This is a genomic window from Pseudomonas sp. R32 (genome assembly GCF_009866705.1).
In the GTDB taxonomy this organism is placed as follows: Bacteria; Pseudomonadota; Gammaproteobacteria; order Pseudomonadales; family Pseudomonadaceae; genus Aquipseudomonas; species Aquipseudomonas donghuensis.
In genome coordinates, this window is record NZ_CP019396.1 from 3,133,632 (window position 1) to 3,146,661 (window position 13,030).

11 protein-coding genes are annotated in these 13,030 nt (G+C 62.0%); 7 read left to right on the top strand and 4 right to left on the bottom strand.

Annotated elements, in window-relative coordinates; translation table 11 throughout:
- Positions 1 to 35: 35 nt before the first annotated feature.
- From PspR32_RS14575 to PspR32_RS14585, 3 genes are read left to right on the top strand one after another with little or no spacing between them, the layout of a single operon-like run.
- Positions 36 to 809 (top strand): endonuclease/exonuclease/phosphatase family protein, encoded by a 774-nt coding sequence (locus PspR32_RS14575; protein ID WP_100783370.1) that lies wholly within the window; start codon positions 36 to 38, stop codon positions 807 to 809.
- The gene (clsB, locus tag PspR32_RS14580) at positions 806 to 2,017 is read left to right on the top strand and encodes a cardiolipin synthase ClsB (RefSeq protein ID WP_010223595.1); all 1,212 of its coding nucleotides are present in this window, start codon (positions 806 to 808) and stop codon (positions 2,015 to 2,017) included. The genes PspR32_RS14575 and clsB overlap by 4 nt, the downstream gene beginning before the upstream one ends.
- A complete protein-coding gene (locus PspR32_RS14585) occupies positions 2,014 to 2,973 on the top strand; it encodes a lysylphosphatidylglycerol synthase domain-containing protein (protein ID WP_159388764.1) in 960 nt (319 codons plus the stop codon). The genes clsB and PspR32_RS14585 overlap by 4 nt, the downstream gene beginning before the upstream one ends.
- Here PspR32_RS14585 and PspR32_RS14590 read toward each other — a convergent pair.
- Together PspR32_RS14590 and PspR32_RS14595 are read right to left on the bottom strand one after the other, a co-directional pair.
- Entirely contained in the window at positions 2,934 to 4,973 is a 2,040-nt protein-coding gene (locus tag PspR32_RS14590) for a hybrid sensor histidine kinase/response regulator (protein WP_159388765.1), read from the bottom strand. The genes PspR32_RS14585 and PspR32_RS14590 overlap by 40 nt on opposite strands.
- A 52-nt stretch (positions 4,974 to 5,025) precedes the next feature.
- Complete coding sequence (locus PspR32_RS14595; protein ID WP_010223601.1) at positions 5,026 to 5,463, bottom strand: nucleoside deaminase; 438 nt, start codon at positions 5,461 to 5,463, stop codon at positions 5,026 to 5,028.
- Between the two features lie 179 nt (positions 5,464 to 5,642).
- Between PspR32_RS14595 and PspR32_RS14600 the strand changes: the two genes are divergently transcribed.
- Positions 5,643 to 6,338, top strand: coding sequence for a type 1 glutamine amidotransferase domain-containing protein (locus PspR32_RS14600; protein WP_010223603.1), 696 nt, complete (start codon positions 5,643 to 5,645; stop codon positions 6,336 to 6,338).
- 142 nt (positions 6,339 to 6,480) lie between these two features.
- Positions 6,481 to 7,281 (top strand): CSS-motif domain-containing protein, encoded by an 801-nt coding sequence (locus PspR32_RS14605; protein ID WP_010223605.1) that lies wholly within the window; start codon positions 6,481 to 6,483, stop codon positions 7,279 to 7,281.
- Positions 7,282 to 7,340: 59 nt separating this feature from the next.
- Here PspR32_RS14605 and hppD read toward each other — a convergent pair whose 3' ends face one another.
- Complete coding sequence (gene hppD / locus PspR32_RS14610; RefSeq protein WP_010223608.1) at positions 7,341 to 8,417, bottom strand: 4-hydroxyphenylpyruvate dioxygenase; 1,077 nt, start codon at positions 8,415 to 8,417, stop codon at positions 7,341 to 7,343.
- Positions 8,418 to 8,743: 326 nt separating this feature from the next.
- On the opposite strand from hppD, the gene PspR32_RS14615 reads away from it, so the two are divergent.
- Both PspR32_RS14615 and rarD read left to right on the top strand, forming a co-directional pair.
- On the top strand, positions 8,744 to 10,315 hold the full coding sequence (locus PspR32_RS14615) for an EAL domain-containing protein (RefSeq protein ID WP_159388766.1): 1,572 nt from the start codon (positions 8,744 to 8,746) through the stop codon (positions 10,313 to 10,315).
- Between the two features lie 61 nt (positions 10,316 to 10,376).
- Positions 10,377 to 11,264 carry an EamA family transporter RarD gene (rarD, locus tag PspR32_RS14620; protein WP_159388767.1) on the top strand — a complete coding sequence of 296 codons (888 nt, stop codon included), beginning with the start codon at positions 10,377 to 10,379 and terminating at the stop codon, positions 11,262 to 11,264.
- On the opposite strand, the gene PspR32_RS14625 is transcribed toward rarD, so the two are convergent.
- Positions 11,227 to 12,798, bottom strand: coding sequence for a TerC family protein (locus PspR32_RS14625; protein ID WP_010223613.1), 1,572 nt, complete (start codon positions 12,796 to 12,798; stop codon positions 11,227 to 11,229). The two genes, rarD and PspR32_RS14625, sit on opposite strands and share 38 nt — an antisense overlap.
- Positions 12,799 to 13,030: the final 232 nt, after the last annotated feature.

The window sequence follows — 13,030 nt, forward strand, 5'->3', positions numbered from 1 at the left end:
CTCTACCTTGGCAAGGGTCGTCGGCCATGAGCCGGATGGAATCAACCGGCCCTCTTGCTGCGGCGCCGGCAGTGCATCGGGTACGGGTGTTGACGGTCAACGCGCACAAGGGCTTCAGCCCGCTGAACCGCCATTACGTGTTGCCCGAGCTGCGTGAAGCGGTGCGCAGCGAGAACGCCGACCTGGTGTTCCTTCAGGAAGTGCTGGGCAGCCACCGCCAGCACGGCCTGCGCCACCGCAACTGGTCGCAGGTACCGCAGTACGAGTTTCTCGCCGACAGCCTCTGGCCGGTGTTCGCCTATGGCCGCAACGCCGTGTACCCGCAAGGCGAACACGGCAATGCCCTGCTGTCCAAGTTCCCGATCCTGCGCCACGACAATCTCGATGTCAGCGTCCACGGCACTGAGCAACGTGGCCTGCTGCATTCGGTCCTGGCGCTGCCGGCGGAGACCGAACTGCACACGGTGTGCGTGCATCTGGGCCTGGACGAACGCCAGCGCCAGCAACAGTTGCGCCTGCTCTGCGCGCTGCTGCACAGCCTGCCCGGCGATGCCCCGGTCATCGTTGCCGGCGACTTCAACGACTGGCGCCAGCGCGCCGATGGGGTGCTGCTCGAGTGCGGCCTGCGGGAAGTCTTCAGCCAGGCATATGGCCAGCCGGCGCGCAGCTTTCCGGCGCGCTGGCCGCTGCTGTGCCTGGACCGCATCTACCTGCGCAACGCCCGCGCGCATGCGCCCAAGGTCATGGCCCGCAAGCCCTGGACCCACCTTTCCGACCACCTGCCATTGGCAGTGGAGGTGCTCCTGTGAACAACCAATGGCGACCCGACAACCAGGTGCAGTTGCTGATCAACGGTGAAGACTATTTCGCCAGTGCCTTTGCCGCCATTGAACAGGCGCGCGTGGAAATCCTCCTGGAAACCTTCATCATCTTTGAAGACAAAGTCGGCAAGCAGCTGCAGCAACTGTTGATCGCTGCAGCCAAGCGCGGGGTCAAGGTCGAGATGCTGGTCGACGGTTACGGCACCGCCGACCTGAGCGTCGACTACCTGCGCGAACTCAGCGACGCCGGCGTTCACCTGCAGGCGTTCGACCCGAGCCCGAAACGCCTGGGCCTGCGCACCAACCTGTTTCGCCGCCTGCACCGCAAGATCCTGGTGGTCGACGGCGAGGTCGGCTTTGTCGGCGGCATCAATTATTGCGCCGATCACCTGGCCGACTTCGGACCGATGGCCAAACAGGACTACGCGGTACAGGTGCGCGGGCCGATCGTCGCCGACCTGCAGCGCGCTACCCTGCGCTTGCTGGAACAACACAGCGCGCTCAAACCGGGCAGCCGGCGCTGGTGGCAACGGCGGGTGCCGATCGCCCCGGACAGTGATCAGGCGAGCATGACCCTGTGCATCCGCGATAACCAGGATCATCCCAATGACATCGAGCAGCACTATCTGCGGGCGTTGAACGGTGCGCGCGAACGGATCACCATCGCCAATGCTTATTTCTTTCCCGGTTACCGGCTGCTACGGGCGATCCGCAATGCCGCCCGCCGCGGCGTGAGGGTCACCCTGGTGCTGCAGGGCGTGCCCGACATGCCCTGGGTGCGAATGTGCTCGCGCTTGCTGTACAACTACCTGATCAGCGACGGCGTGCGGATTTTCGAGTACTGCGAGCGGCCCTTGCACGGCAAGGTGGCGCTGGTGGACCGGCACTGGTCGACGGTCGGTTCCAGCAACCTCGACCCCCTGAGCCTGGCCTTGAACCTTGAGGCCAACCTGATCATCCGCGATGAGACCTTCAACACCCGCCTGCACGAGCACCTGCAGGAGCTCACCGCCCATCGCTGCAAAGCGGTCAGCCTGAAACGCGTGCTGCGCGGCTACTGGTGGCGGGCGCCGCTGATCTTCCTGACCTTTCACTTCATCCGCCATTTTCCGGCCCTGATTGGCTGGCTGCCGGCCCATGTACCACGGCTCAAACCGCTGTACGAAGGCCACGAACTACCGGGAAAACCGACATGAACAAGCACCAGAAGCGCTGGCGCCGTGCGCGGCAGGCACTGACCCTGGCGTTTTTCATCCTGGTGCCGGTGTTGCTGTTCAGCGTGCTGAAAAACCTCGACTGGCAGGAAGTGCACCAGGCCTTGGCCGCCTATCGCTGGAGCACGTTGGCGTTGGCCGCTGGCGTGACCCTGGGCAGCTTTGCCCTGTTCAGCAGCTTCGACCTGCTCGGGCGCCACTACACCGGGCACCACCTGCCGGCCCGTCAGGTGCTGCCGCTGGCGTTCGTGTGCTACGCCTTCAACCTCAACCTTAGCGCCTGGGTCGGTGGCATCGCCCTGCGTTACCGCTTGTATACCCGCCTCGGCCTGAAGGTCTCGACCATTACCCGGGTGCTCAGCCTGGGGCTACTGACCAACTGGGTGGGGTACTGCGTGGTGGCGGGTAGCTTGTTTGTGTGCGGGCTGCCCAGATTGCCGGCCGGCATGGAGATCGGCAATACCGGCCTGCGCCTGATCGGCGCGCTGCTGTTGCTGGTGGCGGTGATCTATTGGCTTGCCTGCGGGTTCGCTACCCGTCGTACCTGGCGCTTGCGCCAGCATCAGATCAGCCTGCCGGGCATCCGCCTGGCCACGCTACAAATGCTGATGGGCGCCTGCAGCTGGTCGTTGATGGCGCTGGTGGTGTTCACCCTGCTGCCCAAAGGGGCAGACTATCCGACCCTTCTGGCGGTGCTGATGATCAGCAGCATTGCCGGGGTCATTACCCATATTCCGGCCGGGCTCGGTGTGCTTGAAACAGTGTTTCTCTCCCTGCTGCACGGGAGCTACGGCAAAGGTACGCTGCTTGCGGCATTGATTGGCTATCGGGCGATCTACTTTCTGCTGCCGCTGCTGATTGCCACACTGACGTACCTGGTGCTCGAGCACCTGGCCAGTCAGCGCAGCACCGGGGACAGGTCGCAAACCAGCGGCTGAACCGGTGCCAGCATCTCCTGCACCTGGTGGACCAGGTCTTGCAGGGAAAAAGGCTTGGTCATCAGCGCAGAACCAGGCTCAAGGACTTGCTGTTCGGTCACTTCCTGTGCTGCGAAGCCGGTAATGAACAGTATCCTCTGCTCTGGCTGCAGCATGCGCAGGGCATTGGCCAGCTGTCGGCCGTTGAAGCCGCCCGGCAAGCCGATATCGGTGATCAGCAGGTCGACCGAGCCCAACGCCTGAAACTGCTGCAGCGCCGCATTGGCATCGCCCGCGACGAACACCTCGAAGCCTTCCTCGTCCAGGGCCTCCTTGATCATTGAACGCAAGCTGCTCTCATCGTCGACCAATAGGATGCGCTCGCCATTGGCCCGTGCGTAGGCTTTGCCAGAAGGCTTGCCACGCGCGGATTCCGGCAGTTCGCCCAGGTAGCGTGGCAGGAGTATCTTCACCCGGGTGCCCTGCCCGGGACTCGAATCGATCCATACCCGCCCGCCCGACTGGCGGACAAACCCATAGACCATCGACAGGCCAAGCCCGGTGCCCTGGCCTACCGGCTTGGTGGTAAAGAACGGGTCAAAGGCACGCGCGACGATGTCGGCACTCATGCCTTGACCGTTGTCCTGTACCTGTAGCGAAAAATAGTCGCCCGGGCCCAGGCCATCTTCGCCCTCGAAGGGCAGCTCATGGCGTTCGTTTCCGGTACTGATGCGCAGGCAGCCACCGGCCCCCATCGCGTCGCGGGCATTGATGCACAGGTTGATCAGGGCATTCTCAAGCTGGGTGGCATCGACCAGCACCCACCAGGGGGCAGGCTCGACCTGCACCTGCAATTCGATGTGCGTACCCAGGGTCTGCTGGATCAACCGCTCGATGTCCAGTACCAACTGATTGACACTGGCAGGTTTGGGATCGAGTGCCTGGCGCCGGGAAAAGGCCAGCAATCGATGGGTCAGGGACGCCGCGCGCCTGGTCGCGCCACGGGCGGCATCGAGGTAGACGTGCAGGTTATCCAGCTGCCCCTGGGCAATGCGCCGTTCGAGCAGTTCCAGGCTACCGCTGATGCTGGTCAGCAGGTTGTTGAAATCATGGGCCATGCCGCCGGAAAGCTGACCGATTGCCTCCATTTTCTGGCTTTGGTGCAGCAATTCTTCAGCGTGACGCAACGCCTCTTCGCGCTCGCGCTCCTGGGTGATGTCGCTGCCTACGGCGGTAAAACCAAGCGCCGAAGGCACCGCTGCCCAGTTGAACCAACGATAGTGCCCGTCTTTGTGACGCAAGCGACTGACCGTGTTTCCAGTGCCTTGGCCCGCGCGCAGGCGCTCAACCACCGACGAGACCTCCTGGTAATCGTCCGCATGGACCCAATTCATGATCAAGCAGCCCAGCACTTCGTCCTGGTGCCAGCCCAGGACCTGGGTCCAGGCAGGGTTGACCGCGCTGATCGTGAGGTCCGGCAGGACCATCAACATGATATCGCTGGACAGTTGCCAGAACTGATTGCGGTCAGCCGTGCGCTCCTGCACCTGGCGCTCGAACGTGTTGGCCAGATGACGCCATTGCTGTTCGGCCTCGACGCTGGCGGTGGTCTCGATCACCGTGTCGAGAAACCCCGCCACCGCCCCACGCTCATCGCGGATAGGGCTGAAACAGAAGGTAAAGTAGGTCTGCTCCATCGAACCGTTGCGATTGATCATCAACGGGAAGTTTTCGATGAAGATCGCCTCGCCGGACAGGGTGCGAAACACCAGCGCGCCGATATTGTCCCAGGCCTCGCTCCAGACCTCGTCAAAACCGCGCCCGAGCGCCTCGGGCTTGGCCCCGAGGATCGGCTTGAACGCATCGTTGTAGAGGGTTACCAGCTGCGGCCCCCAGATCAGGCAACCGGGAAATTTCGACGCCAGGAGCATGTCCACGGCAATGCGCAATGACGCCGGCCACAGGTGCAAAGGCCCAAGGGCGGTGCTGCCCCAGTCGTGATTGCGAACCTTGACACTCATCGGTACTGACATGGGCGAGCTCGGCTGGCGGTAAGGAGTTTGATAGTCGGACCTAGACGCCGATATCTTCGTTCCAGAGTTCGGGGCGATCCTCGATGAAATCCTTCATCATTTTGACGCAGTTATCATTGTGCAGGACCTGCACCTCGACACCACGGGCCCTGAGCAGGTCTTCCTCGCCCATGAAGGTCTGGTTTTCGCCCACAATGACGCGCTTGATGCCATACAGCAGAATGGCCCCGCTACACATCGGGCACGGTGACAGGGTGGTGTACAGGGTCGCCTGGGCATAGACGCTGGCTGGCAGACGGCCAGCGTTCTCCAGCGCATCCATTTCACCGTGCAGGATCGCACTGCCCTGTTGCACGCGGCGGTTGTGGCCACGGCCGATGATCCGGTTGTCATGCACCAGCACCGAGCCGATCGGTATGCCACCCTCTTCGTGGCCCAGACGGGCCTCATCGATGGCCGCCTGCATGAACGCATCCACGGGTTGGGTCAAAGTGTTCATCCGCTTGAAGACTCCCTGTAGCAAAGCTGGCGATATCCTCGCAGGCTAGCATATCGCCGGCGGGGAATGGCATCCATGCCAGCCGCTACTATGCTGAACAGGTTTCTCCACTGCGATCCGGGCAGTCCGGATCGGTTCCGGAATCAGGGAGCGTTGCGATGAGCAAGAAGATACTGGTGGTGCTGACCAATACGGCCAAATACCCGACGCTGAAGCGCGCCACTGGTCTATGGCTGGGTGAAGCGGTGCACTTTGTCGACAAGGTCGAAAAGGCTGGCTACAAGGTCGACTACCTGAGCCCCGGCGGCGGCTATGTACCGATCGACCCGCACAGCTTGCAAATGGCGGCGGATATCGACTGGGAGTGGTATCAGAACAAGGCGTTCATGAACCGCCTGGGCAACACCCTGCCCCCCGGCGAAGTCAAGGCCCAGGACTACAGCGCCATTTACTATGCCGGCGGCCATGGTGTGATCTGGGACTTTCCCGACAACATTGAGCTGCAAACCCTGGCCCGGCGCATCTTCGAAGCCGGTGGCGTGGTGGCGTCGGTGTGCCATGGCGCCGTTGCTCTGCTCAATATCAAGCTCAGCGACAATACCTTGCTGGTCAAGGACCGCGAGGTAACCGGTTTTTCCGACACGGAAGAGAAACTGGCGGAACTGGACAAGGTGGTGCCTTACCTGACCGAAACCGAGCTCAAGGCCCGCGGCGGGTTGTACGTCAAGGCCGAAGAGCCGTGGCAAGCCTTCGCCATTGCCGATCAGAAGGAAGGACGCTTGATCACCGGCCAGAACCCTGCGTCGGCGGGCGTTGTGGCGGACCGGGTGATTGAAGCGCTGAAAAAGCGCTGAGTCGCTTGATTACACCGATTGTCGATTGGTACGTCGCACAGAGTAAATCAAGCCTACAGTCGCTTCTGACTTCACTCTTTATGCTGACGCGTAACCACACGACCAGGAAGGTCGTTGTTACGTTCAGCATAGAGGTGCAATCATGGCTCCACCCAGTCTTGCCGGCCGTAGTCTGCTCGAATTTCTGCTTACCCTCCTGATCGGTCTGGCACCGGTCGCATGCGGGCTGTTGGTGCTGTCACTTCAGGTCGAGCGCAAACAGGAAGAAACCTCCGAATTGTCCGCCGTTGAAGCCATTTACGTCATTGACCGGGTAATCGATACCTTGCATGACGCCGCCGGTGCGGTACTCAGCCTGGCCGGACAACGCTGCGAGAGCGCTCTCCCCACCCTGCGCCAGCAAGCCTTCAAACAGCCCAACGTGCGCTCGCTGGTGCTGGTCAGGGAAAACCGCGGCTATTGCAGCACCCTGCTCGGCGACTTTGACGCGGCGGTGGACCCTGGCACTTTCTTCAACCAGCGCCTGCGCCTGGACCTGCGCAACGAAATCACTCCGGATGTTCCGGTGTTGCATTACCGTATCCAGGAATACCCTTTCGGCGTGATCGCCATCAGCGATGCCCGCATCCTGCAGACCGAGTTGCAGGGTTTCAAGAACGCCATCGTCCTGGTACTGCAATTCGGTAATGACTATATCTGGGCAACCGGCAATGGCAGCGCCTCGCAAGTGCCCGATCACAAGGAAAATCTCCAGCGCACGGTCTCGGAGAAGTATGGCTACACCGTGCATGCCGGCTACCCGGATGGTCATACCTGGCAGATGATCACCCAGGCCATGGCTTCAACCGCGCCATCATTGCTGCTGGTTGGCATCATCACGTCTGCGGTGGCTTATTGGGGTTTGTTCAGGCAACGCCGCAGGCCGTCGTCGCCGACTGAGTGATCACCCATACAAAAGGCCATTGAGCACACGCCCAATGGCCTTTTCAGTGACCGCCCAGATCAGTCGGTGCTCAGCACACCGCGACGCACCTGGTCACGCTCGATGGATTCGAACAATGCCTTGAAGTTGCCTTCACCGAAGCCATCGTCACCCTTGCGCTGGATGAACTCGAAGAACACCGGGCCCATCAGGGTTTCCGAGAAGATCTGCAGCAGCAGGCGCTTGTCACCCGCCTCGGACGAACCGTCGAGCAGAATGCCACGGCTCTGCAACTCGCCAACCGGCTCGCCGTGACCTGGCAGACGACCTTCGAGCATCTCGTAGTAGGTGTCTGGCGGCGCCGTCATGAAGCGCATGCCGAGTTTCTTCAGGGCATCCCAGCTTTCGAGCAGGTTGTCGCAGAGGAACGCGACGTGCTGGATGCCTTCGCCGTTGAACTGCATCAGGAACTCTTCGATCTGCCCGGCGCCCTTGGACGACTCTTCGTTGAGCGGGATGCGGATCATGCCGTCGGGCGCGGTCATCGCCTTGGAGGTCAGGCCGGTGTACTCGCCCTTGATGTCGAAGTAGCGGATCTCGCGGAAGTTGAACAGCTTCTCGTAGAAACCGGCCCAGTAGGCCATGCGCCCGCGGTAAACGTTGTGGGTCAGGTGGTCGATGATCTTGAGGCCGGCACCCACCGGATGACGATCGACGCCTTCGATGAAGTTGAAGTCGATGTCATAGATCGAGCTGCCTTCCTCGAAACGGTCGATCAGGTACAGCGGCGCGCCGCCGATACCCTTGATCGCCGGCAGGCGCAGCTCCATTGGCCCGGTTTCGATTTCCACCGGCTGGGCGCCCAGTTCCAGGGCTCGGGCATAGGCTTCGTGGGCATTACGCACACGGAAAGCCATGCCGCATACCGACGGGCCATGCTCGGCGGCAAAGTACGAGGCGACGCTTTTCGGCTCGTTGTTCAGGATCAGGTTGATGTCGCCCTGGCGGTACAGGTGCACGTCCTTGGAGCGGTGGGTGGCCACCTTGGTGAAGCCCATGATCTGGAAGATCGGTTCCAGGGCGCCCGGGGTCGGCGACGCGAACTCGATGAATTCAAAGCCCATCAGGCCCATCGGGTTTTCAAAGATATCAGCCATGCTCGTTTCCTCATCATCAAAGCGGGTAAATAACGGTCGTTAATTGCTATCGATGTCGAGCAGGCGTGGTGGCGCGCAAGAGATGCCCCTCACACTTCTGGCGAGGTAGTCACCATAAATCAGCTTGAACCCATGACACTTCATATGGACCCATTCTCGGTGGGTTGATTCCCCGACGGTGGAGAACCTTATTATTGTATGCGTAACAGGATTCTACAGTGCGTAAACCGTTTTGTCCGCACTTAAGTTGACACCCATCGGCCGACGAGCGGCTATCCTAGGCACACCGCCGTTTTCATTCCCTGCGCTTATACAGGTTAGCTGCCATGCCGCTCACGGTAAAACGTCCCGGACGCTGGACATTGCGTGCCCTGCTGCCCTGGGCCGTCGGCGCCGTGCCGGTGCTTTGCGGGCTGGTGATCATGCACCTGCAGGCCGAGCGCGCGCTTGACGCACGCAGCCAGGCCACGGCGCAGCAGGTGGTGGCGCAGGTGGAGCTGATCCTGGATAACATTTCCGGTGCGGCCAGGTCGCTGCTGCCGCTGGCCGGCCTGCCGTGCATGGAAGAAAAACTGGCCCTGCGCGATCAGGTCACCCGTCGCTCGTTCGTGCGCTCGACCAATCTGGTGTACCGCAACGAACTGTATTGCAGTTCGCTGTTCGGCCCCTACAGCGAGCAGGTCAACGCCAGCGACTATGTCGATGGCAAACTCTGGTTGATGAATGGCAACTCGGTGACCCCCGGCCACCCCCTGCTGGTGTATCGGGTCTACGAAGGCGAGCGTGGCGCCATCAGCACCGTCGACGGTGATCACCTGCTCACCGCCCTGCGCCTGATCGGCCCGCACACCCAATTGTTGCTGCAGGTGGGGCGCTACTGGATGGGCAAGGACGGCCTGGTGCATGAGGGGCTCGCCCCCGCTGCCGCCGTTGCACCGGTACGGCTCGACTCCAGCCACTACCCGTTCTCGATTCACAGCGGTTATGAGCACGGCAAGATCGGCCAGGTGATGCGCGACGAATACCCTGCCCTGTTCGGCTTGCTGGTGTTTCTCGGCGTGATCGCCGGCGCCGTGTGCCGCTGGATGCTGCGCCGGGCCAGTTCGCCGCGGGTCGAACTGCAGCGGGCGATGGAGGCCGACGAATTTTTGCCCTACTTCCAGCCGGTGGTGCGCAAGGGCGACTACCGCTGGGCCGGTGCCGAAGTGCTGATGCGCTGGCAGCACCCGCGTGAAGGCCTGGTGCGCCCCGACCTGTTCATTCCCTATGCTGAACACAGCGGCCAGATCGTACCGATGACGCGCCTGCTCATGCAGCGCACCGCCCAGCTTCTGGCGCCGCATGCCGCGCTGATGGACGATGGCTTTCACATTGGCATCAACATCACCGCCGATCACTGCCAGGACCTGGCCCTGTACCACGACTGCCGGAACTTTCTCGCCGCCTTCCCGCCCGGGCGGGTGTTGCTGACCCTGGAGTTGACCGAACGCAAACTGATCGCCCCGAGCGAGGCCACCCAGACGCTGTTCGCCAAGCTGCACGAACTGGGGGTGATGATCGCCATCGACGACTTCGGCACCGGTCAGTCCAGCCTCAGCTATTTGCGCCAGTTCAAGGTCGATTACCTGAAGATCGACCAGAGTTTCGTTGCCCTGATCGGCGTCGACGCCTTGTCGCTGCACATTCTCGACAGCATCATCGAGCTGTCGGCCAAGCTTGAGTTGGGCATCGTCGCCGAGGGCGTGGAAACCGACACCCAGCGCGACTACCTGGCACGCCACAACGTCGATTTTCAGCAAGGCTATCTGTTCGCCCTGCCGATGCCGATAGAAGACTTTGTCCGCGCCCTGGCGGCCCAGGCCGAGGTCGCGCCACAGAGGGCGGAGGTTGCCGGTTAGGCCTGCAGCCTGAGATCATGGCGGGTTACCCGCTCTGTCATCTTTTGCAACCGAGGCATTTGTGTCAAAAGGCATCATTACATCGGTCACGGCATCGTTCCTGTTTGCCGTGATGTACTACTACACCTCGCTGCTGACACCCCTGGATGGCGAAGAGGTATTTGGCTGGCGCATGCTCCTGACCCTGCCGTGCGTCACCCTGTTCATGCTGTTCACCCGCGACTGGCCGCTGGTCACCGGGTTGCTGGCGCGCGTGCGGCGTAAGCCGCTGCTGTTGCTCGGCCTGCTGGGGACGTCGTCGTTGATGGGCGTGCAACTCTGGCTGTTCCTCTGGGCGCCGTTGCACGGGCGCAGCCTGGAAGTCTCGCTGGGTTACTTTCTGTTGCCGTTGACCATGGTCCTGACCGGCCGCCTGGTCTATGGCGAGCGCCTGTCGCGCCTGCAGAAACTGGCGGTAGCCTGTGCGATGACCGGCGTCGGCCATGAGCTCTACCAGCACGGCAGCTTTGCCTGGGAAACCCTGTTGGTCGCCGGCGGCTACCCGTTGTACTTCGTGTTGCGGCGCAAATGCGCCACCGATCACCTCGGTGGGCTATGGGCCGACATGTGCCTGCTGTTGCCTGCGGCGCTGTACTTCGTCATTCAGGGCCCGTTGTCGGCCCGGGACCTGGCCGAGCATCCGGGGCTGTACGGCCTGATTCCGCTGCTGGGGGTGATCAGCGCCCTGGCGCTGATCTGCTATGTACTGGCCAGCCGCCTGCTGGCGTTCAGCCTGTTCGGCCTGCTCAGCTATGTCGAACCGGTGTTGCTGGTGGCCGTCGCCCTGCTACTGGGCGAGACCATCGGCCCCGACCAGTGGCTGACCTACCTGCCGATCTGGCTGGCGGTGCTGGTGCTGATCGCTGAGGGCGTCAGGCACCTGCTGCGTCAACGGCGGCGTTCGGTGTAAGGCGTACCTGCCGCACCCGACGCTCCTCCACCGCGACCACGGTCATCTTCCAGCTATTGCACACCAGGCTGTCGCCGACCATTGGCAAGCGATCGAGCAGGCTCATGACCAGGCCGGCGAGGGTCTGGTAGTCCTCGGTGGGTTTGGCGGCAAAACCGGTGCGCGCCTGGATCTGGCTGAGGTTCAGGGCGCCGCTGACGACAAAGCCCTGCTCGTCTTCGACAATGCCCGGCCCCTCGACCTCACTGGCATCCGGTAGCTCGCCGGCAATCGACTCGAGGATATCGGTCATGGTCAGCACCCCGGTGAAATCACCGAACTCGTTGACCACGAAGGCAATGTGCGTCGACTGGTTGCGCATCTGCTCCAGGGCGTTGAGGATGCTGAAACTCTCCAGCAGGTTCAGCGGCACCCGGGCCAGGCTCTCAAGGTCGGGCTGATGACCGGCCAGCAGCTCCTTGAGCAGCTCCTTCTTGTGCACGAAGCCCAGGGGTTCTTCGATGCGCCCGTCGCGAATCAGCGGCAGGCGCGAATAGGACGAATGCATCAGAGCAGTGCGAATCGCCTCGGCCGGCTGCGCCAGGTCAATCGCGTCGACCTCGGCCCGAACCGTCATCACCGTCTTGATTGGCCGCTCGGCAAGGTTCAGCACGCCGCTGATCATCACCCGCTCGCGGCGGTCGAACAGCACCTGCGCTTCACCGCCTTCAACCAGGTCGGCGATCTCCTCGCCAACGTCGTCGGCCTCGACCCGACGCCCGCCCAGCAGGCGCATGACCGCATGGGCGGTACGCTCACGCAGCGGCCGGTGCTGCTGCAGGCTACGTTTGCGCCGGGCACGGGCCAACTGGTTGAACAGCTCGATGAGGATCGAGAAGCCAATGGCCGCATACAAGTAGCCTTTGGGGATATGAAAGCCCAGGCCCTCGGCGGTGAGGCTGAAGCCGATCATCATCAAGAAGCCCAGGCACAGCATGATCACCGTCGGGTGGTTGTTGACGAAGCGGGTCAACGGCTTGCTGGCGACAATCATGATGCCGATCGAGAAGACCACCGCGATCATCATGATCGACAGTTCCTCGACCATGCCCACGGCGGTGATCACCGCGTCCAGGGAGAACACCGCATCAAGCACCACGATCTGCGCCACGATTGGCCAGAACGCGGCATGCCGCACGCTGCCGGTATTTTGCGCAACGTGGCCTTCCAGGCGCTCGTGCAGCTCCATGGTGGCCTTGAACAGCAGGAATACACCACCAAACAGCATGATCAGGTCGCGACCGGAGAAGTGCTTGTCGAACACCTCGAACAGCGGCGCAGTCAGGGTCACCATCCAGGAAATGCTGGCCAGCAGGCCCAGGCGCATGATCAATGCCAGCGACAGGCCGATCACCCGCGCGCGGTCGCGTTGATGGGGCGGCAACTTGTCGGCGAGGATGGCGATGAATACCAGGTTGTCGATACCCAGTACCAGCTCCAGCACAATCAGCGTGGCAAGGCCCAGCCAGGCCGTGGGGTCGGCTAGCCATTCCATGGGCGATTACTCATGTGCGGGAACAGGCGGGAAGCGTCACAAGGACGGGAGAAAGGCCGGAACGGCCGGGTACTGGGGGGCTCCGAGAACGAAGTCATGTCAACCTGAAATCAATTGGGGAAGTGATCCTACAATTGCAGCAGTCTTTTCTCACAGCATGAAACTATTTCAAATTCTGTAAGGCTTGAGCGGCGGCCCGCACATCAAGGGCGCCGCTCTTGCCTTACCTGTG

What these genes read in the sequence shown, in the direction of transcription:
- PspR32_RS14575 (WP_100783370.1), top strand. Translation starts at nt 36, where the DNA reads ATGGAATCAACCGGCCCTCTTGCTGCGGCGCCGGCAGTGCATCGGGTA.
- PspR32_RS14585 (WP_159388764.1), top strand. Translation starts at nt 2,014, where the DNA reads ATGAACAAGCACCAGAAGCGCTGGCGCCGTGCGCGGCAGGCACTGACC.
- PspR32_RS14590 (WP_159388765.1), bottom strand. Translation starts at nt 4,973, where the DNA reads ATGAGTGTCAAGGTTCGCAATCACGACTGGGGCAGCACCGCCCTTGGG.
- PspR32_RS14600 (WP_010223603.1), top strand. Translation starts at nt 5,643, where the DNA reads ATGAGCAAGAAGATACTGGTGGTGCTGACCAATACGGCCAAATACCCG.
- PspR32_RS14605 (WP_010223605.1), top strand. Translation starts at nt 6,481, where the DNA reads ATGGCTCCACCCAGTCTTGCCGGCCGTAGTCTGCTCGAATTTCTGCTT.
- hppD (WP_010223608.1), bottom strand. Translation starts at nt 8,417, where the DNA reads ATGGCTGATATCTTTGAAAACCCGATGGGCCTGATGGGCTTTGAATTC.
- PspR32_RS14615 (WP_159388766.1), top strand. Translation starts at nt 8,744, where the DNA reads ATGCCGCTCACGGTAAAACGTCCCGGACGCTGGACATTGCGTGCCCTG.
- PspR32_RS14625 (WP_010223613.1), bottom strand. Translation starts at nt 12,798, where the DNA reads ATGGAATGGCTAGCCGACCCCACGGCCTGGCTGGGCCTTGCCACGCTG.